The sequence below is a fragment of the Pseudomonas sp. 22082 genome, from assembly GCF_052046055.1.
GTDB lineage: Bacteria > Pseudomonadota > Gammaproteobacteria > Pseudomonadales > Pseudomonadaceae > Aquipseudomonas > Aquipseudomonas pharyngis.
In genome coordinates, this window is the sequence record NZ_JBQEQB010000018.1 from 19,657 (window position 1) to 38,759 (window position 19,103).

Here is a 19,103-nt window from a genome sequence, read left to right on the forward strand (position 1 = left end):
GTCACACATTCTTCACTCCCCATACACGTTCGCGTCACGGCCTTTTGACAATCTTGCTCACAGATCCCCAAAAGGAGCACTGCCATGCGCTATCTGATCTCGTTGTTCGCCCCACGCCCGCTGCACCGCAGCTTCGCCCTGCTCGACCGCAACGGCCATTGCCAGGCCTTCAAGCAATGCAGCCTGCAACCGATGGGTGACGGCTGGGTGGAAATCGAGGAAATCCGCCTCAACTGGCTGCACCAGCCACTGCCCGCCAGCGCCCGGGTCGAACAGCAGCGCCCACGCGCACGTGCTCAGGCGATGTTGAGCATCTGACCGGATGCCTAATAAAAGTCATTAAACTCGACCAACTCCCCGCATTTCTTCGATACAATCTCCCCCCGATTATAAGGACGTCTCCTGATCGGGCCCCGCAACAGCGTCAATGCGCTTGCATTGGCATCCAAATCGCCCACAGAGAGCCGCCCACACAGATCGAGTGAAGCTGGCGTGCTTGCTGTTTCCCTGGCAAATCCCGCTTTTCGCGAATCTGCAGAGCTGTCATGACGCTCGGCCACTGAGTTGTTTGCCCCCTCGGGCACGGTGCCAGCCCCGGACAGCCCTTTTTGAGGTTCACGTCTTCAAAAGAGCGTGAAAAAAACGGGTTTTCACAACTTCACAAGAGTGTGGCGAGCAAATGAATAGTTTTGCGTCTGAACATGCACCATTAGCGTCTGAAACAGCCCAACGACACAGGAACGGGAACGCCTCGAATACCGGAGCCTGAAGCCTGTCCGCTACGGATTTGGTTGCACAAACGGATGTCTCGACCATAAGTCGAATTGCCAGCCCCGTGCCGAAATGAGTTCATAGGACTCTTGAAGCCAGGCCGCACGCATCCGTCGAAGTTGCGAAAAATTGCGAAGATTCGGACATGGCACACCTGACCAAGGATACCCGGGGCCTCACTGACCTGCCCTGGACGCCTGGCAGCCATGCCGACAATTTGGTGCTGCAGATTTTGGAGACGCGTTAAATGGCGCATAACGAAGCAGTCGACGTAGTTCTGGTTGGGGCCGGCATCATGAGTGCCACCCTCGCAGTACTGCTCAAAGAGCTCGACCCGGCGATCAAGCTGGAAGTCGTCGAGCTGATGGATTCCGGTGCCGCGGAGAGTTCCAACCCCTGGAACAACGCCGGTACCGGCCACGCCGGCCTGTGCGAGCTGAACTACACGCCGCAGGCTGCCGACGGCACCGTCGACATCAAGAAGGCCGTGCACATCAATACCCAGTTCGAGGTGTCGAAGCAGTTCTGGTCGTACCTGACCAAGAAGGGCACGTTCGGCTCGTGCAAATCCTTTATCAGCCCGGTGCCGCACCTGAGTTACGTCGAGGGTGAGAAAGGCGTGTCGTTCCTCAAGGAACGTTTCAATACGCTGCGCAAGCACCACGCCTTCGCCGACATGGAATACACCGAAGACAAGGCGAAGATGACCGAGTGGATGCCGCTGATGATGCCGGGTCGTCCAAAAGACCAGGTACTCGCCGCCACCCGCGTGATCAACGGCACCGACGTCAACTTCGGCGCCCTGACCAATCAGTTGCTCAAGCACCTGACCAGCGCCCCCGATGCCCAGGTCAAGTACTGCAAGCGCGTGACCGGCCTCAAGCGTAACGGCAATGGCTGGACCGTCAGCATCAAGGACGTCAACAGCGGCAGCAGCCGTGAAGTCGACGCCAAGTTCGTGTTCCTCGGCGCCGGTGGCGCGGCCCTGCCGCTGCTGCAGGCTTCGGGCATCGAAGAAAGCAAAGGCTTCGGCGGCTTCCCGATCAGCGGCCAGTGGCTGCGTTGCGACAACCCGGAAGTGGTCAAGCATCACCAGGCCAAGGTTTACAGCCAGGCCGCCGTGGGTTCGCCTCCGATGTCGGTACCGCACCTGGACACCCGCGTGGTCGACGGCAAGAAATCCCTGCTGTTCGGGCCATACGCCGGCTTCACCACCAAGTTCCTCAAGCATGGCTCCTTCATGGACCTGCCGCTGTCGGTTCGCGCCGGCAACATTGGGCCGATGCTGGCCGTGGCGAAAAACAACATGGACCTGACCAAGTACCTGGTCAGCGAAGTGATGCAGTCGATGGAACAGCGCCTGGAATCCCTGCGCCGTTTCTACCCCGAGGCGAAAGCCGAAGACTGGCGCCTGGAAGTGGCCGGTCAACGGGTGCAGATCATCAAGAAAGACCCGAAAAAGGGCGGCATCCTGCAGTTCGGTACCGAACTGGTGGCCGCGAAGGACGGCTCCCTCGCCGCCCTGCTCGGTGCTTCGCCGGGTGCTTCGGTGACCGTTTCGATCATGCTGGAACTGATCGAGAAGTGCTTCCCGGCCAAGGCCAAGGGTGAATGGGCTGCCAAACTGGCGGAAATCTTCCCGGCCCGTGAAAAGGTCCTGGAAACCGACGCTGCGCTGTATCGCAAGATCAACACGCAGAACAACGTCGCGCTGGAACTGGTTGAAGCCAGCAACGAGACCGAAAGCTACGCCTGATTCGGCTCCATGAAAAACGCCCCGCACTCGATGAGTGCGGGGCGTTTTTTTATGCCTGTGGAAAACTTCGGGCGATCAGCCGCGTGCTTTCTCGATCAGCTCGATGTATTCCGCAGCGTTGCGTTGATCGCGGATCTGGTCGATGAAAGTCTTGCCGTGCTCGTCCTTGCCATCGAGGTCATAACCGGCTTCGACGAAGAACGTCAGGAAGCGTTCGAAATCGTCGATGCGCAGGCCACGGTAAGCCTTGACCAGTTTGTGCAGCGACGGCGAGGTGGCGTCGACCGGCTCAAAATCGAGGAACAGCTTGATCTGCTCATCGCCGATCTCGTCACCAATCACTTGCTTCTTATCTTTACGCATTGCCGACTCCAGCTCGCAGACATTTCACGGGGCGGGCAGTTTACCCCTGCGCAGGCACAAGGCTCAACGCGAGCGCGTACTGCCGGTGTGCAAATCGGCCCAGATGTGGCCGTTGGCGTAACTGAGAAATTGCACGTAGACCGTATCGTTGCGCAACAGATCGATCACCACCCGGTACTGGGCCAGCGGGTAGTAGAGCGTCAGGGTCTTGCTCTTGTCGTCATACACCGGTTTTTTCAGGCTTTTGCTTTCGCCATCGAAGTTGACCAGCACCTGATTGATCGTCGCCCCTTTGTTCAGGGACTTGCCTTTGAGGCGGATCATCAACGAAGAGGTGACCGGAATCGGCTGCTGATTGGACTGGCGCTGAGCGCCGACCACCACGGAATAATCGGTGACCTGCAACAGTTGCTGCTGCTCGGGATCGGCATCACGCAGGGTCAGGTCGTCCGGCGGCAGGAATTGACTGTGCATCGGGGCGGCGGCCAGGGGCAGGCTGAGGGTCAGCAACAGGGCGGCGCAGCTGCGGATCAAGAGGCTCATGACAGACTCCGGGAGGCGGGGCCGAGCACTTTAGCAGTCTTTAAAAGCAAAAGATCGCAGCCTGGGGCTGCGATCTTTCAGGGGTTCTTACATGCCTTTGACGGCGAAGATCCCGTTGGCGTTGCGCCAGTAGCCTTTGTAGTCCATGCCGTAGCCGAAGATGTAACGGTCGATGCACGGCAGACCGACGAAATCGGCTTTCAGGTCAGGACGGGCCTTGCGGTCGTGGTCCTTGTCGATCAGCACGGCGGTGTGCACTTTGCGCGCGCCGGCGTGACGGCAGAAGTCGATGATCGCGCCCAGGGTGTGACCTTCGTCGAGAATGTCGTCGATGATCAGCACATCACGGTCGATGAACGAGACTTCCGGCTTGGCTTTCCAGAACAGGTCGCCGCCGCTGGTTTCGTTGCGATAGCGGGTGGCGTGCAGGTAGGACGCTTCCAGCGGGAAATGCAGATGGGTCAGCAGTTTGCCGGAGAAGATCAGGCCGCCGTTCATCACGCAGAACACCACCGGGTTGCTGTCGGCCAGTTGTTCGTTGATTTGTGCACCGACGCGGGCAATGGCAGCCTCGACTTCAGCTTCGGTGTACAGGCAGTCAGCCTCTCGCATGATTTGACGGATATGCTCGAGATCAGCGGACATGGCGCTCTCCAAGGGGGGTCTGTTTCGGAAAAGCGAGCAAAGGTACGCATCCCGCACGGCCGAATCAAGCATTTGTGGACTAACGTACTGTATGTCCTATAGGACATCACCGTCGGATAGATTAATCTAGGCCGGTTTTTTTGCCCGCCGCCGGAGCCTTTCCCAATGTCCATCCAAGAGATCCGCCATCCGCTGATCCGTCACAAACTTGGCCTTATGCGCCGTGCAGACATCAGCACCAAGAATTTCCGCGAACTCGCGCAGGAAGTCGGTGCCCTGTTGACCTATGAAGCGACCAAAGACCTGCCGCTGGAAACCTACGATATCGAAGGTTGGTGCGGCACTGTGTCGGTCGAGAAAATCGCCGGCAAGAAGATTACCGTCGTGCCGATCCTGCGTGCCGGCATCGGCATGCTCGAAGGCGTGCTGAGCCTGATCCCGGGCGCAAAAGTCAGTGCCGTGGGCGTTGCCCGTAACGAAGAAACCCTGCAGGCCCACACCTATCTGGAAAAACTGGTTCCGGAAATCGACGAACGCCTGGCGATGATCATCGACCCGATGCTCGCCACCGGCAGCTCCATGGTCGCAACCATCGACCTGCTGAAGAAAGCCGGTTGCAAGGACATCCGCGCGATGGTGCTGGTTGCCGCGCCGGAAGGCATTGCCGCTGTCGAGAAAGCTCACCCGGACGTGATCATCTACACCGCGTCCATCGATCAGAAACTCAACGAGCACGGTTACATCATTCCTGGGCTTGGCGATGCCGGTGACAAGATCTTCGGCACCAAGCAGAAGGACGCGTAAGCATGCAGCAAGAGTTCAACGATCCGCTCTGGCGCACGGTGCTGTCCGGCGCACAGATGCTGTTCGTGGCTTTCGGCGCCCTGGTGCTGATGCCACTGATCACGGGCCTTGACCCGAACGTGGCACTGTTTACCGCAGGTCTGGGAACGATCCTGTTCCAGATCGTCACCGGACGTCAGGTGCCGGTATTCCTGGCGTCGAGCTTCGCCTTCATTACCCCGATCATTCTCGCCAAGGGCCAGTTCGGCCTCGCCGCGACCATGGGCGGCGTGATGGCGGCCGGTTTCGTCTACACCTTCCTCGGCCTGGCCGTGAAGATCAAAGGCACCGGGTTCATTGACCGTTTGCTGCCGCCGGTGGTGATCGGCCCTGTGATCATTTCCATCGGTCTGGCCATGGCGCCGATTGCCGCGAACATGGCGATGGGCAAGGCCGGCGACGGTTCGGAACTGATCCATTACCAGACCGCCATGATGATCTCGATGCCGGCGCTGCTGACCACGTTGATCGTGGCGGTGTTCGGCAAGGGCATTTTCCGTCTGGTGCCGATCATTTCCGGCGTGCTGGTGGGTTTTGCCCTGTCCTTCTACTTCGGCGTGGTCGACACGGCAAAAATTGCCGCGGCACCGTGGTTCGCCTTGCCGGCCTTCACCGCACCGGAGTTCAACTGGCAGGCAATCCTGTTCATCGTCCCGGTAGCTTTGGCCCCGGCCATCGAACACATCGGCGGCGTGATTGCCGTCGGCAGCGTGACGGGTCGCGACTACCTGAAGAAGCCGGGCCTGCATCGCACCCTGCTCGGTGACGGTATCGCCACCACGGCAGCCGGCCTGTTCGGCGGCCCGCCCAACACGACCTACGCGGAAGTCACCGGCGCAGTGATGTTGACCAAGAACTACAACCCGAAAATCATGACCTGGGCGGCGATCTTCGCCATCAGCCTGGCGTTCATCGGCAAGTTCGGCGCCCTGCTGCAAAGTATTCCAGTGCCGGTGATGGGCGGGATTCTGTGTCTGCTGTTCGGTTCGATCGCGGCAGTGGGGATGAACACCCTGATCCGTCACAAGATCGACCTGGGCGAAGCGCGCAATCTGGTGATCGTTTCGGTAACCCTGGTGTTCGGTATCGGCGGTGTGCTGGTCGGCACCGGCACAGGTCCGGACGACTTCGGCCTCAAAGGCATCGCGCTGTGCGCGGTGGTGGCGATTGCGCTGAACCTGCTGCTGCCGGGCAATGACGGCTGGAAGCAGAAAAAGGCGGATGAGCCGCTGATCTAAACTTTTAGATCTTCATCGCCTGACAGTCAGCCTTCGCGAGCAAGCCCGCTCCCACATTGAAATGCANGTGGGAGCGGGCTTGCTCGCGAAGCTTTTGGCTCTTGCTAGAGGGCCAGTGGCGCCCGTTCACAAAGTGTTGCCAACGCCTTCGCCCATTGCGGGTCGTCATTCAGGCACGGCACCAGCACCAACTCCTCGCCCCCTGCCTCACAAAACTGTTCCTTGCCGCGATCGCCGATCTCTTCCAGGGTCTCGATGCAATCGGCGACGAACGCCGGGCACATCACCAGAATCTTCTTCACGCCGCTTTTGGCCAGTTCATCCAGCCGCGCTTCGGTGTAGGGCTCGATCCATTTCGCCCGGCCCAGCCGCGACTGAAACGACACCGACCACTTGCCGTCCGGCAGCCCCATGCGCTCAGCGAACAACGCCGCAGTGCGCAGGCATTGGGCGCGATAACAAGTGGCCAATACGGCAGCCGAGGCGTTCTTGCAGCAATCTTCATTTTTGAAGCAATGATTGCCGGTCGGGTCGAGCTTGGTCAGGTGCCGCTCAGGCAAACCATGGAAGCTCAGCAACAGGTGATCGTAATCCTGCTGCAAATGCGGTCTGGCGCTGGCCACCAGGGCGTCGAGGTACTCCGGCTGATCGTAGAACGGCTGTAACACCGACAGTTGCACATCGAGTTTTTTCTCGCGCACCACCCGCTTGGCTTCTTCGATCACGGTGGTGGTGGTGCTGTCGGCAAACTGTGGATAAAGCGGCGCGAGGGTGATGCGTTTGTGTCCCGCCGCGACCAGTTTCAGCAGATTTGTCTCGATGGACGGCTCACCGTAACGCATGGCCAGCTCCACCGGGCCGTGGGTCCACTGCGCCTTCATCTGCTGTTGCAGGCGACGACTGAGTACCACCAGCGGCGACCCTTCGTCCCACCAGATCGAGGCGTAGGCATGGGCCGACTGCTCCGGGCGCTTGATCAGAATCAGCGACACCAGCAGACGCCGCACCGGCCACGGCAGGTCGATCACGTACGGGTCCATCAGGAATTGATTGAGATAGCGGCGCACGTCGGCCACCGAAGTGGAGGCCGGCGAACCCAGGTTGACCAGAAGCAAGGCGTGATCGGTCATGCAACGTCCTATTTCAGAGGCGGCTGGAAAGATCGTCCAGGGCCGCGCGTAAATCCGTGAACCGGAAAGTGAATCCCGCTTCCAGCAAGCGTTTGGGCGTGGCCCGTTGGCCACCCAGCAACAGCAATGACATCTCGCCGAGCCCGACCTTCAAGGCGAGGGCCGGCATCGGCATGAACGCCGGGCGGTGCAACACGCTGCCCAGGGTCTTGGCGAATTCGCGATTGCGCACAGGTTTCGGCGCGCACGCATTATAAGGACCGCTCGCCTGATCGCGGTGCAGAAGAAAATCAATCAGGGCGATTTGGTCATCGATATGAATCCACGGCATCCACTGCCGACCGTTGCCCAAAGGCCCGCCCAGCCCGAGCTTGAACGGCAGCAGCAGGCGCGACAAAAAGCCGCCCTCGGCCGACAGCACCAGCCCGGTGCGCACCAGCACCACGCGAATGTCCATCGCTTCGGCGCGTTGCGCGGTTTCCTCCCAGGCGATGCATAACTGGCTGGCGAAATCGTCAATCACCGGTGGCGAGTCCTCGGTCAACTCGCGCTCGCCGCCGTCACCGTACCAACCCACGGCCGAGCCCGAGATCAGCAGCGACGGTTTCTGCCCGCGATGTTCCAGCCACGCCAGCAACGCTTCGGTCAGCGTAATCCGACTGCTCCACAACAACGCCTTGCGCCGATGGGTCCACGGCCGGTCGGCAATCGGCGCGCCGGCCAGGTTGACGATCACGTCGACCGGTTCGTCGCCAAGGTCCTCCAGACGCGCAATGCCACGCACCTGGGCGCCACAGATTTTCGCGACTTTTTCCGGACGACGACTCCAGACTGTCAGGCGATGCCCCTGTGCGGACCAGTGCCGGCAAAGCTGACGTCCGATCAATCCAGTACCGCCGGTCAGCAATATGTGCATGACTTCTTCCTCGCGTGGCGTTTTACCCCGATCACTAGTCTATTTTTATAAACAGGGATCTTTTCTATCGGGCAGGCTCTATTGTTTAACCATAGGCCAAGCTGTCAGAACAAGAACGCTGGAAGTTATACCAAAAAACATAATTGTACAGGTTTCATCCACGGCGTAGTCTGTACAGAAAGGTAAACGAGGCCCCTATGACTGTACCTATCGCAATCATTGGCACCGGCATCGCCGGACTCTCCGCCGCCCAGGCGCTGACAGATGCCGGGCATACCGTTCAGTTGTTCGATAAAAGTCGCGGCAGCGGCGGGCGCATGTCGAGCAAGCGCAGCGATGCCGGTTCGCTGGACATGGGTGCGCAATACTTCACCGCCCGTGATCGGCGCTTCGTGACCGAAGTCCAGCGCTGGCAAAGCAAAGGCTGGGTCGCCGAATGGGCACCGCAGCTCTACACCTTTCATGGCGGGCAGTTGAACCTGTCGCCGGACGAACAGACCCGCTGGGTCGGCACGCCGCGCATGAGCGCCATCACCCGGGGCCTGCTCGATGGCCTGGAAGTGCATTTCGCCTGCAGGATCACCGAGGTCTATCGCGGCGAAGAACACTGGCACCTGCAAGATGCCGAAGGTTTCACCCACGGGCCGTTCAGCCACGTGGTGGTCGCCACACCGGCGCCTCAGGCTACAGCCCTGCTGGCCTCCGCACCGAAACTCGCCGGTGCCGCCGCCGGCGTGAAAATGGACCCGACCTGGGCCGTCGCCCTCGCCTTCGATACACCGCTGGATACGCCAATCGAAGGCTGCTTCGTCCAGGACAGCGCCCTCGACTGGCTGGCCCGCAACCGCAGCAAACCGGGACGCGACACCACGTGCGACACCTGGGTCCTGCACGCCACCAGTGCCTGGAGCCGGCAGCACATCGATCTGCCCAAGGAAGCGGTGATCGAACAATTGCACGGTGCCTTCGCCGAGTTGCTGCACAGCGCCATGCCGGCCCCGACCTTCAGCCTCGCCCACCGCTGGCTCTATGCCCGGCCGGCCAGCAGTCATGAATGGGGCACCCTGGCCGACGCCGATCTGGGCCTGTATGCCTGTGGCGACTGGTGCCTGTCGGGTCGGGTCGAAGGGGCATGGCTCAGTGGCCAGGAGGCGGCAAGACGCTTGCACGAACACCTGCAGTGAATCGCATCAACCCGCGCAAATTGCTGCTGTCGAAATGGACAGCAGCCCACCCGCAAAACCGCGAAAAGCATTTTCTGGTGACCGAACTGTTCCGCGACGAGGACGGCACGGTGCTGGAAATCGAACTGCAGGCGGTGCTGACCCGGCGTACCGAGCAATGCGACTGGCATGCCCTGCAGGATGATTCACGCTGGAAAATGGGCTGGCGCTAAAAACCTCAAAAAAACTTATACAAAAAGTTTGACTTGTACACCCATAAATCTATGCTGAAAGCATGGTGTACAAATCTATTTGTCTGTACAGGTTCAGATTCGAGGTTGCTGCATGTCCGACTCATCGACGTCCCTACCGAAAATCGCCATCAGCGCCTGCCTGATGGGCGCCGAAGTGCGCTACAACGGCGGGCACAAGGAATCGCGGCTGTGCAGCCGCACCCTGGCCGAGCATTTCGAATTCGTTCCCGTCTGTCCTGAAGTAGCGATTGGTCTGGGGATTCCCCGCGAGCCGATTCGTCTGGTGGGCGATCCGCAAAAGCCTGATGCAGTCGGCACCGTCAACCCGTCGATCAACGTTACCCAGCCATTGGCCGCCTACGGCGAGAAAATGGCCGGGGAGCTCAATGACATCTGCGGCTACATCTTCATGCAGCAATCGCCGTCCTGCGGACTTGAGCGAGTCAAGGTCTACCACGCCAACGGCGCACCGGTGAATGGTGGTGGGCGTGGCATTTACGCCGAGGCGTTCTGTGCACAGCACCCGGATCTGCCGGTGGAAGAAGCCGGGCGTCTCAACGATCCGGTGCTGCGGGAGAATTTCATCACCCGCGTGCTCGCCTACCGCGAATGGCAACAAGTGCTCAAGCAGGGCCTGAGCCGCCGCGTGCTCACCGAATTCCACTCGCGCTACAAATACCTGCTGATGGCGCACAACCCGGTGCAATACAAGGCGCTGGGCAATCTGCTGGGCAACATGGGCCAGACCGACCCGGCCGAGCTGGGCCCGCGCTATTTCAGCGAACTGATGGCGGCACTGAAAAAATGCGCCACCCGCCGTACCCACAGCAACGTCCTGCAGCACATCAGTGGCTACCTGAAACAGGCGATCAGCCCCGAAGACAAACAGGAAGTGCAGCACATCATCGGCCAGTACCGGCACGGCATCGTGCCGCTGGTGGTGCCGCTGACGCTGCTCAAGCATCACTTTCGCCTCCACCCGGATCCCTACATTGCGCAGCAGGTGTACCTGCAACCGCATCCGGAAAACCTCAGCCTGCGAAACGCCATTTGATGAACGACTCACCCGACACCAGCGCCCGGGAAGACCTCGGCGCCGACTTCAAGAAAGCCCTCGACGAGGGCTGGCTGCCGATCCGCGAAGTCGCCCGTCAGACCGGCGTGAACGCCGTCACCCTGCGCGCCTGGGAACGGCGCTATGGGCTGATCGTTCCGCAGCGCACGCCCAAGGGCCATCGCTTGTACAACGCTGAGCATGTGCAACGTATCCAGAACATCCTTACCTGGCTCAACCGTGGCGTAGCGGTCAGCCAGGTCAAACCGCTGCTCGACACCGCGCAGACGTTCAACGAACCGGCGCAGGACGAATGGCATCCACTGCGCCAGGCCGCCCTGCTGGCGGTCACCCACCTGAACGAGCGCAGCCTCGACGACGGCATCAACCAGGCGATGGCGCTGTATCCGCCACGCACTCTGTGCGAGCAATTGCTGCTGCCGCTGCTAAGCGATCTTGAACAGCGCTGGCAGGGCCAGTTCGGCGCGCAGATGGAGCGGGTGTTCTTTTATGCCTGGTTGCGCAGCAAATTCGGCGCACGCATCTACCATAACAATCGTCAGTTGCGCACCGCGCCGCTGCTGCTGATCAACCAGTCGGACCTGCCACTGGAGCCGCATCTGTGGCTCTGCGCCTGGCTGATCAGCAGCGCCGATTGCCCGGTGCAGGTATTCGATTGGCCGCTGCCGGCCGGCGAACTGGCGTTGGCAACCGATACCCTGCAAGCCCGTGGCGTACTGCTGTATTCCAGCAAAGCCCTGAACCTGGCGCAGCTACCGAAACTGTTCAACGGTGTCAGCTGCCCAAAACTGATTGTCGGACCAACGGTGTGTATCCACCACGCCGAGCTGTCCGCAAAGACTTCCGAACTCGCTGATATGTTCCTGGCCGAAGACCCCCTTTCGGCACATCGGGCACTCATTGAGCGTGGGTTGATTTAATGATTCCGACAGAGACCGACATGCAATTGATCTGGCTGCGCAGCGACTTGCGCCAACATGACAACACCGCCCTCGCGGCCGCCGCCGAACGCGGCCCGACCGTCGCCGTGTACCTGTTGAGCCCTGAGCAATGGCAGGAACATGACGACGCGCCGTGCAAGATCGATTTCTGGCTGCGCAATCTGCGTGAATTGAGCAAAAGCCTTGGCGACCTGAACATCCCGCTCCTGATCCGCACCGCGCCTCACTGGGATCAGGCACCCGACGTGCTGCTCGAACTGTGTCGGCAACTGAAGATCGAGGCGGTGCACGTCAACGAAGAATACGGCATCAACGAAAGCCGTCGCGACGAGGCAGTTGCCGAAGCGTTGCAAGCGGCAGGCATCACCTTCCACAGTTACCTCGACCAATTGCTGTTCAAGCCCGGCAGCGTGCTGACCCGGACCGGCACTTACTTTCAGGTGTTCAGCCAGTTCCGCAAGGTCTGCTACGAACGCTTGCACCGCTCGATGCCTTCGCTGAAACAGGCCCCGGGTAAACAATCGGTGTTGAACATCGACAGTGACCCCGTTCCAACAACCATCGAAGGGTTCCCGACACCCGGCGACTCCCTGCGCGCCTTGTGGCCCGCCGGTGAATCCGAAGCCCGGCGTCGCCTGGACACGTTCGCCGATGCACAGATCGACTACTACAAGAGCGAACGAGACTTCCCGGCCAAACCCGGCACCAGCCAGCTTTCGGCCTATCTGGCTGCCGGCGTGATCTCGCCGCGCCAATGCCTGCACGCCGCCCTGCAAAGCAATCAGGGCGAATTCGAAAGCGGCAAGGTCGGGGCTATCACCTGGATCAATGAATTGCTCTGGCGCGAGTTCTACAAGCACATCCTCGTCGGTTATCCACGGGTTTCACGGCATCGCGCATTCCGTCCGGAAACCGAAGCCCTGGCCTGGCGCGACGCACCAGAGGATCTGGCCGCCTGGCAAGAGGCGCGCACCGGCTTGCCGATCATCGATGCAGCCATGCGCCAACTGCTGGAAACCGGCTGGATGCACAACCGCCTGCGGATGGTGGTGGCGATGTTTCTGACCAAGAACCTGTTGATCGACTGGCGCGAAGGCGAGCGTTTCTTCATGCGCCACCTGATCGACGGCGACTTGGCCGCGAACAACGGCGGCTGGCAGTGGAGTTCCTCGACCGGCACCGACTCGGCGCCGTACTTCCGGATTTTCAACCCGGTCAGCCAGTCGGAAAAATTCGACAGCGAAGGCCTTTTCATCAAGCACTGGCTGCCGGAACTGGCCGGCCTGAACAAGAAAGAAGTCCACAACCCGGCCAGTGCCGGCGGGCTGTTCGGCGTGGCGGACTATCCGCCGCCGATTGTCAATCTGAGTGCATCACGGGAGCGGGCGCTGGCAGCGTTCAAAAACCTGCCGTCACGCGCGTCTCAAGGAGTGAGCGATGAGTGAATTCCTGCGCGGTTTCGCCCAGCGGTTCGCACAGTTGAACAAAGACAACTTGCGCACCCTGGACGGACTGTACAGCGAGGACATTCATTTCACCGATCCGCTGCACGAAGTGCAGGGGCTGACGAACCTGCGCGGTTACTTCAGCGAGTTGTACGCCAACGTCAACGAACTGCGCTTCGATTTCCACGGCTTCGACCAGATCGGCGAAGGCGAAGGTTATCTGCGCTGGGTCATGAGTTACCGCCACCCGCGCCTGAGCGGTGGGCAACTGATCCGCGTCGCCGGCTGCTCGCATCTGCTCTGGCGCGACAAGGTTTACCGCCATCGGGATTACTTCGATGCCGGAGCGCTGCTTTATGAACATTTACCTGTATTGGGCCGGGTGATCGCCTGGCTGAAAAGGAGATTGGGATGAGTCGTACAGCTCCACGTCGTTACTGGTTGACCGGTGCCAGCAGTGGCATCGGCGCAGCACTCGCGGAAGACATTCTCAAAAGCGGTGCACAGCTGGCGGTCAGTTCCCGCCAGGTCGCGCCGCTCAAGGTTCTGTCACAACGGTATCCGGGACAGGTTCTGGTGTTGCCCGGCGATCTGACCAACAGCCAGACCGTACGCGAAATTGGCGAACAGATAGCCGCGGACTGGGGCTCGCTGGATACCGTCATCCTCAATGCAGGGACCTGCGAATACGTCGACGCTCACCAGTTCGACGCCTCGATCATCGAGCACGTGGTGCGTACCAACCTGCTCGCCAGCAGCTATTGCATCGAAGCCGCCCTGCCCTTGCTGCGCAAAGGTACGGCACCGCATCTGGTGGGGATGGCCAGCTCGGTGACCTATGTGCCGCTGCCACGCGCCGAAGCCTATGGCGCATCGAAGGCCGGGCTGCGTTATCTGTTCGAATCCCTGCGCATCGACCTGGCGGACGAAGGTATTGAAGTCACGGTAATCAGCCCAGGATTCGTCGATACACCGCTGACCGCCAAAAATGATTTTCCGATGCCACTCAGCTGGCCTGCGGACAAAGCCGCGCGGCATATCTTCGCCAAGCTGAAGGATCGGCCGCTGGAGATCGCCTTCCCCGCACTGTTCATGGCAGCCCTGTGGCCCTTGTCGAAAATGCCCGCCCGCGTACAACTGGCGATTGGCAAACGCATGGTGCGCAGCAACCCGCCGCTCAGGGATGCAACATGAAAATCGCCATCGTCGGCAGCGGCATCGCCGGTTTGACCTGCGCGTACCTGCTCGCACGCCGACACGAAATCACCGTGTTCGAAGCAGACGCCCGGATCGGCGGCCATACGCACACGGTGCCGGTCACCGTGGACGGGCGTGAGTATTCGGTGGACACCGGCTTCATCGTGTTCAACGACTGGACGTATCCGAACTTCATTCGTTTGCTTGGCCAACTGGGTGTGACGTTCAAACCCACCGAGATGAGCTTTTCGGTCAACGATCCGGACTCTGGCCTGGAATACAACGGCAACAACCTGAACAGCCTGTTCGCCCAACGCAGCAATCTGCTGTCCCCCGGGTTCTGGGGCATGCTGCGCGACATCCTGCGGTTCAACAAAGAGGCTCGGCGCGACCTCGCCGAACAGCGAATCGCCGCCGACACCACCCTGGACGATTACCTCAAGGCCGGCGGGTACGGCGAGCGTTTCATCCTGCATTACATCGTGCCGATGGGCGCGGCGATCTGGTCGATGCCGATGGCCGAGATGCTTAATTTTCCGTTGCAGTTCTTCGTGCGTTTTTTCGAGAATCACGGGTTGCTGTCGATCAGCAACCGGCCGCAGTGGCAGGTGATCGAGGGTGGCTCAAGTGCTTACATCGCGCCGCTGACCGCGTCGTTCAAGGAACGCATCCGCCTGAACTGCCCGGTGGGTCGGATCGATCGCGACGCGCACGGCGTGGTTATCCACAGCCCGGCCGGCATCGAACGTTTCGACAAAGTGGTGCTGGCCTGTCACAGCGATCAGGCGTTGCGACTGCTGGGAAGTCCTGACGATAAAGAACGGGAAATCCTCGGCGCCCTGCCCTACGCCGACAACGAAGTGGTGCTGCATACCGACACCCGCCTGCTGCCCACACGCAAACGGGCCTGGGCCAGCTGGAATTATCGCCTCGGCGGAGCGGGTCATACCCGGGCAGCCGTGACCTACGACATGAACATTCTGCAAGGCCTCCAGAGCGACACCACGTTCTGCGTCAGCCTTAACCAGAGCGCTGGCATCACGCCGTCCAAAGTGCTCGCACGCTTCACCTACGCCCACCCGCAATTCAGCCTCGCGGCCGTGGCGGCGCAGCAACGCTGGGCGGAACTGGACGGCTTGCACCACACGCATTATTGCGGCGCCTATTGGGCCAACGGTTTTCATGAGGACGGCGTGGTCAGCGCCCTGCGCGTGGCCGCAGCCTTCGGAGAAAGCCTGTGAACAGCGCGCTCTACAGTGGCTGGATCGCCCATCGGCGATTTGCTCCGCGCCGTCATGAGTTTCGTTACCGGATCGGCATGCTGTATCTCGATCTGGCTGAGCAGGAGGCGGTGCTGGGTCTATCCCGGCTGGCCGGTGCCAGCCGCTTTGCGCCGTTTTCATTCCGCGAAACCGACTACCTGAAAACCTTCACCGGCCGGGGTATACGCCTGAGCGATGCGGTGCGCCAGTTGGTCGGCGAAGCCCTGGGCCATGCGCCGCAAGGTTCGATCTGCCTGCTGACCCAGCCGCGCAGCTGGGGCCTGTCGTTCAACCCGGTGAGTTTTTTCTATTGCCACGAGGCCGACGGCCAACTGGCGGCGATTCTCTGCGAAGTCCGCAACACTCCGTGGCGCGAGCGTTATCACTACGTGCTGCCGGCTCGAGCGCCGACTCAGCTTCAGGACTTTCACCAGCACTTTGCCGTGACCAAGGCCTTTCACGTGTCGCCATTCCTGCCGCCGGACCTGGAATACCGCATGAGCTTCAGCCCTGCCGCGCAGGTCCTGGGTGTGCACATGGCCGACTGGCAAGGCGAGCAAAAACTGTTCGACGCCACCCTCGATCTGCGACGCGTCCCCCTTGATCGGCGCCACTTGCACCGGCACCTGTGGCGCTTCCCCTGGATGACCGCCAAGACCGCGCTGGCGATTTATTGGCAGGCGCTGCGCCTGTTGCTCAAGCGCACCCCGGTGTATGACCACCAGCGTGCCGACGACCGCTTTCGAACCGCCACCGTACCGACCGAGGAACGCCACCATGAAATCCACTAGCGTCTCGGCCAAAGCCAGCCTGCTCAGCCCCCACGGCCTGAGCGGATCGCTGCTGCGCCGGGGAGTGCTGCGCAAGCTCGAGCAGCTCAAGCAGGGTCAACTGATCGTGATCGAGGACGGCGAACGCCACGTCTTTGGTACGCCGGGCAGCACGCTGGTGGGGGAAATTCAGGTGCTGGATCCCGCCGTCTGGGGTCTGGTCGCCGGCAATGGTTCGATCGGTGCCGGTGAGGCCTTTATTCATGGCTACTGGCGCTCGCCGGATCTGACGGCCGTAGTGCGTGTGTTCGTCAGCAACCTCGAAGTGCTCGACGCCATGGAAGGTGGCCTGGCCCGGCTCGGTCGCCCGCTGGTGCGCGGGCTGCACTGGCTCAACCGCAATACGCGCCAGGGCTCGCAGAAAAACATCGCCGCGCATTACGACCTCGGCAATGACCTGTTCGAGCAGTTCCTCGACCCGACCATGATGTATTCGGCTGCGCAGTTTCTCAGCCCCGACGACAGCCTGGAGCAGGCGCAACTGAACAAACTGGAGCGGATCTGCCAGAAACTCGCGCTCAAGCCCGGTGACCACCTTCTGGAAATCGGCACCGGCTGGGGCAGCATGGCGCTCTACGCGGCGCAGCACTACGGCTGCAAAGTCACCACCACGACGCTGTCGAAGGAGCAGTTCGCCTTCACCGCGGCCCGCATCGAACGCCTCGGTTTGCAGGATCAAGTGACGCTGCTGCTCAAGGACTACCGCGACCTCACCGGCCAGTACGACAAACTGGTGTCGATCGAAATGATCGAGGCGGTCGGCCACCGCTTCCTGCCGACCTACTTCAAACAGTGCGCGCACCTGCTCAAGAACAACGGCCTGATGCTGTTGCAAGCAATCACCATCCGCGAACAGCGCTACGAACAGGCGCGCCGTGGCGTGGACTTCATCCAGCGCTACATTTTCCCCGGCGGCGCCCTGCCCTGCGTGCAGAAAATGCTCGAAATCGTCGGCCGCGACACCGACATGAACCTTTTGCACATGGAAGATTTCGGCCTGCATTACGCCCGCACCCTGCGTCTGTGGCACGAGAACTTTCGCCATGCGCACGGCCGTCTGAGCGAACTGGGCTATGACGATTACTTCCTCAGGTTGTGGGAGTTCTACCTGTGTTACTGCGAGGGTGGATTCCTCGAGCGCACCATCGGCACCGCACAGCTGGTGCTGGCCAAACCGGCGGCGATGACCGCGCCTTTGCTGGGCCGATTCGATGCTTGAGCGGTTGGCCAACGCGGTGCTGTTCCAGATCGGCTGGCTGGCCTGCGTGCTCGGCGGTAACAGTTTGTGGTTGCTGCTGGCGCTGGCGGTGCTGGTGATTCATCTGCGCTGGATCAGCAATTGGGCGCATGAAGGCCGGTTGATTCTAAACGTGGTGATCATCGGCACGGCAGTGGACAGCGTGCTGCGCTGGCTTGGGGTTTTCGAGTTCAAGGATCTGTCGCCGCTGATTCCGCTGTGGCTGATGTTGCTGTGGGCGTTGTTCGCCACGACATTGCGTCATTGCCTGCAATGGAGCGCACGGCCGTGGTGGCTGGCCAGTCTGCTCGGCGCAGTCGGGGGCGCCCTGTCCTACGGTGCCGGCGGACGACTGGCCGGCGTGCAGTTTCCTCACGGTGAGCTTGCGACCCTGATCGGCGTGGCGCTGCTGTGGGCGATGCTGTTTCCGTTGCTGCATCAATTGTCCCGACGGCTGGCGCGCTAAACGCCTGTCAGGCCCTTCACACGGTCATCGGCCACTGCCGTACACTGGCGCCATGAAAACCATTCACCATCGGCAAATCGCCGAACCCGTTGTCACCTGCTCGACCTGTGCAGCCTGCTGCTGTCAGCTCGAAGTGATGCTGATCACCGATACCGGCGTGCCCGAGCGCTTTATCGATACCGACGATTGGGGTGGAGAGGTGATGCTGCGTCTGGATGACGGCTGGTGCGCGGCGCTGGATCGCGACACGATGATGTGCACGATTTACGAGAAGCGCCCGCTGATCTGCCGCGAATTCGAAATGGGCGCCCCGGAATGCATCGACGAACGCCAGGGAATTGCCACGGCGTATCGCTGAATAAAAAAAGGAGCGCTAGGCGCTCCTTTTTTACGGGGCTGACTTTCTGGGGGCTTATAGCGGCATCGTGTAATGCAGTGCGTAGCTTTCCACCCCGTCGTTGTCGCTGCTCAGACCGGCGTTGGAATAGTGCGTCGCACGGATCCCGACTTCATGCCCGCCATTGAAGCGCAGGCCGAAACCGATACGGTCTTCGAACTGGAAAGAACCGCCGAGCTTGTTGTCTTCGTATTCGGTGTTGGAGAACAGCGCCACGCCGATCCCCGCCTCGACATACGGTTTGACCGACTGACCGGCAAACTCGTAAACAAATACCGGCGAGAACGACAGGCTGTTGTTGCTCGACGTCTTGTCGCCTTCCCAATAAGTGTAAGCCCCGCTCCAGTAACCGGTCAGACGACCCACGTCACTTTGCAGCCAGCTTTTATCCCAATCGAAATTCATGCCCAGGCGATAAGTCATGGTCGAATCGCTGGTAGCACCCACTGCAAACTCGACGCCAGCAGCTTGTGCGGTAAAACTTTGCCCCATCAGTGCAGCCGCAATCGCGGCCAAGCAGAATAGTCGCTTCACGTTGAAACTTCCTTTTCCGGAACGATCGTTTGGTTTTTTAGGTCACTCTGCGCTATAGAAATCTGCGCTTGGTCAGAAGTTCAGCTGACTTTTTAGA

22 protein-coding genes are annotated in these 19,103 nt (G+C 60.6%); 16 read left to right on the plus strand and 6 right to left on the minus strand.

All coding sequences use genetic code 11. The features are described from left to right. Window positions 1-84: 84 nt before the first annotated feature. Window positions 85-318, plus strand: a complete 234-nt coding sequence (locus ACTJK9_RS20150; protein ID WP_039766297.1) for a hypothetical protein — start codon at window positions 85-87, stop codon at window positions 316-318. Between the two features lie 700 nt (window positions 319-1,018). After that, window positions 1,019-2,527, plus strand: coding sequence for a malate dehydrogenase (quinone) (gene mqo / locus ACTJK9_RS20155; RefSeq protein ID WP_102687540.1), 1,509 nt, complete (start codon window positions 1,019-1,021; stop codon window positions 2,525-2,527). A gap of 75 nt (window positions 2,528-2,602) precedes the next feature. Here the strand turns inward: mqo and ACTJK9_RS20160 are convergent, their stop codons facing one another. From ACTJK9_RS20160 to ACTJK9_RS20170, 3 genes are all read right to left on the minus strand, one after another. Continuing rightward, window positions 2,603-2,890 (minus strand): PA4642 family protein, encoded by a 288-nt coding sequence (locus tag ACTJK9_RS20160; protein ID WP_440815694.1) that lies wholly within the window; start codon window positions 2,888-2,890, stop codon window positions 2,603-2,605. 63 nt (window positions 2,891-2,953) lie between these two features. After that, entirely contained in the window at window positions 2,954-3,433 is a 480-nt protein-coding gene (locus ACTJK9_RS20165; RefSeq protein WP_085613387.1) for a hypothetical protein, read from the minus strand. 87 nt (window positions 3,434-3,520) lie between these two features. Further along, window positions 3,521-4,078: a hypoxanthine-guanine phosphoribosyltransferase gene (locus tag ACTJK9_RS20170; protein ID WP_440815699.1), complete on the minus strand. Its 558-nt coding sequence runs from the start codon at window positions 4,076-4,078 to the stop codon at window positions 3,521-3,523. Window positions 4,079-4,243: 165 nt separating this feature from the next. On the opposite strand from ACTJK9_RS20170, the gene upp reads away from it, so the two are divergent. Both upp and ACTJK9_RS20180 read left to right on the plus strand, forming a co-directional pair. Further along, complete coding sequence (gene upp, locus ACTJK9_RS20175) at window positions 4,244-4,882, plus strand: uracil phosphoribosyltransferase (protein WP_007951682.1); 639 nt, start codon at window positions 4,244-4,246, stop codon at window positions 4,880-4,882. A 2-nt stretch (window positions 4,883-4,884) separates the two neighbouring features. Continuing rightward, on the plus strand, window positions 4,885-6,159 hold the full coding sequence (locus tag ACTJK9_RS20180; protein ID WP_039766305.1) for a uracil-xanthine permease family protein: 1,275 nt from the start codon (window positions 4,885-4,887) through the stop codon (window positions 6,157-6,159). 104 nt (window positions 6,160-6,263) lie between these two features. Here ACTJK9_RS20180 and hemH read toward each other — a convergent pair whose 3' ends face one another. Further along, window positions 6,264-7,289, minus strand: a complete 1,026-nt coding sequence (gene hemH / locus ACTJK9_RS20185) for a ferrochelatase (protein WP_440815702.1) — start codon at window positions 7,287-7,289, stop codon at window positions 6,264-6,266. 13 nt (window positions 7,290-7,302) lie between these two features. Next, window positions 7,303-8,205, minus strand: coding sequence for a TIGR01777 family oxidoreductase (locus tag ACTJK9_RS20190; protein WP_039766308.1), 903 nt, complete (start codon window positions 8,203-8,205; stop codon window positions 7,303-7,305). 197 nt (window positions 8,206-8,402) lie between these two features. Here ACTJK9_RS20190 and ACTJK9_RS20195 point away from each other — a divergent pair, with 197 nt between their 5' ends. From ACTJK9_RS20195 to ACTJK9_RS20250, 12 genes are all read left to right on the plus strand, one after another. Then, window positions 8,403-9,389 carry an NAD(P)/FAD-dependent oxidoreductase gene (locus ACTJK9_RS20195; RefSeq protein ID WP_039766309.1) on the plus strand — a complete coding sequence of 329 codons (987 nt, stop codon included), beginning with the start codon at window positions 8,403-8,405 and terminating at the stop codon, window positions 9,387-9,389. Further along, entirely contained in the window at window positions 9,386-9,601 is a 216-nt protein-coding gene (locus tag ACTJK9_RS20200) for a TIGR02450 family Trp-rich protein (protein WP_039766311.1), read from the plus strand. The genes ACTJK9_RS20195 and ACTJK9_RS20200 overlap by 4 nt, the downstream gene beginning before the upstream one ends. A gap of 112 nt (window positions 9,602-9,713) precedes the next feature. Next, window positions 9,714-10,676, plus strand: a complete 963-nt coding sequence (locus ACTJK9_RS20205; protein ID WP_039766312.1) for a YbgA family protein — start codon at window positions 9,714-9,716, stop codon at window positions 10,674-10,676. Continuing rightward, a complete protein-coding gene (locus tag ACTJK9_RS20210) occupies window positions 10,676-11,617 on the plus strand; it encodes a MerR family transcriptional regulator (RefSeq protein ID WP_440815707.1) in 942 nt (313 codons plus the stop codon). The genes ACTJK9_RS20205 and ACTJK9_RS20210 overlap by 1 nt, the downstream gene beginning before the upstream one ends. A 20-nt stretch (window positions 11,618-11,637) precedes the next feature. Further along, window positions 11,638-13,083 (plus strand): deoxyribodipyrimidine photo-lyase, encoded by a 1,446-nt coding sequence (phrB, locus tag ACTJK9_RS20215; protein WP_440815713.1) that lies wholly within the window; start codon window positions 11,638-11,640, stop codon window positions 13,081-13,083. Beyond that, the gene (locus ACTJK9_RS20220) at window positions 13,076-13,498 is read left to right on the plus strand and encodes a nuclear transport factor 2 family protein (protein WP_085649216.1); all 423 of its coding nucleotides are present in this window, start codon (window positions 13,076-13,078) and stop codon (window positions 13,496-13,498) included. Before phrB ends, ACTJK9_RS20220 begins: the two co-directional genes overlap by 8 nt. Continuing rightward, window positions 13,495-14,277, plus strand: a complete 783-nt coding sequence (locus tag ACTJK9_RS20225) for an SDR family NAD(P)-dependent oxidoreductase (RefSeq protein WP_085613393.1) — start codon at window positions 13,495-13,497, stop codon at window positions 14,275-14,277. Before ACTJK9_RS20220 ends, ACTJK9_RS20225 begins: the two co-directional genes overlap by 4 nt. Then, window positions 14,274-15,521 (plus strand): NAD(P)/FAD-dependent oxidoreductase, encoded by a 1,248-nt coding sequence (locus ACTJK9_RS20230; protein ID WP_440815717.1) that lies wholly within the window; start codon window positions 14,274-14,276, stop codon window positions 15,519-15,521. Before ACTJK9_RS20225 ends, ACTJK9_RS20230 begins: the two co-directional genes overlap by 4 nt. Beyond that, a complete protein-coding gene (locus ACTJK9_RS20235; protein WP_440815720.1) occupies window positions 15,518-16,333 on the plus strand; it encodes a DUF1365 domain-containing protein in 816 nt (271 codons plus the stop codon). The genes ACTJK9_RS20230 and ACTJK9_RS20235 overlap by 4 nt, the downstream gene beginning before the upstream one ends. Next, entirely contained in the window at window positions 16,320-17,591 is a 1,272-nt protein-coding gene (locus tag ACTJK9_RS20240; protein WP_085613396.1) for an SAM-dependent methyltransferase, read from the plus strand. Before ACTJK9_RS20235 ends, ACTJK9_RS20240 begins: the two co-directional genes overlap by 14 nt. After that, window positions 17,584-18,075 (plus strand): DUF2878 domain-containing protein, encoded by a 492-nt coding sequence (locus tag ACTJK9_RS20245; RefSeq protein ID WP_440815723.1) that lies wholly within the window; start codon window positions 17,584-17,586, stop codon window positions 18,073-18,075. Before ACTJK9_RS20240 ends, ACTJK9_RS20245 begins: the two co-directional genes overlap by 8 nt. Window positions 18,076-18,127: 52 nt before the next feature. Continuing rightward, window positions 18,128-18,433: a YkgJ family cysteine cluster protein gene (locus tag ACTJK9_RS20250; protein WP_440815726.1), complete on the plus strand. Its 306-nt coding sequence runs from the start codon at window positions 18,128-18,130 to the stop codon at window positions 18,431-18,433. A gap of 54 nt (window positions 18,434-18,487) precedes the next feature. On the opposite strand, the gene ACTJK9_RS20255 is transcribed toward ACTJK9_RS20250, so the two are convergent. Further along, window positions 18,488-19,006, minus strand: coding sequence for an acyloxyacyl hydrolase (locus ACTJK9_RS20255; protein WP_039766327.1), 519 nt, complete (start codon window positions 19,004-19,006; stop codon window positions 18,488-18,490). Between the last annotated feature and the right edge of the window lie 97 nt (window positions 19,007-19,103).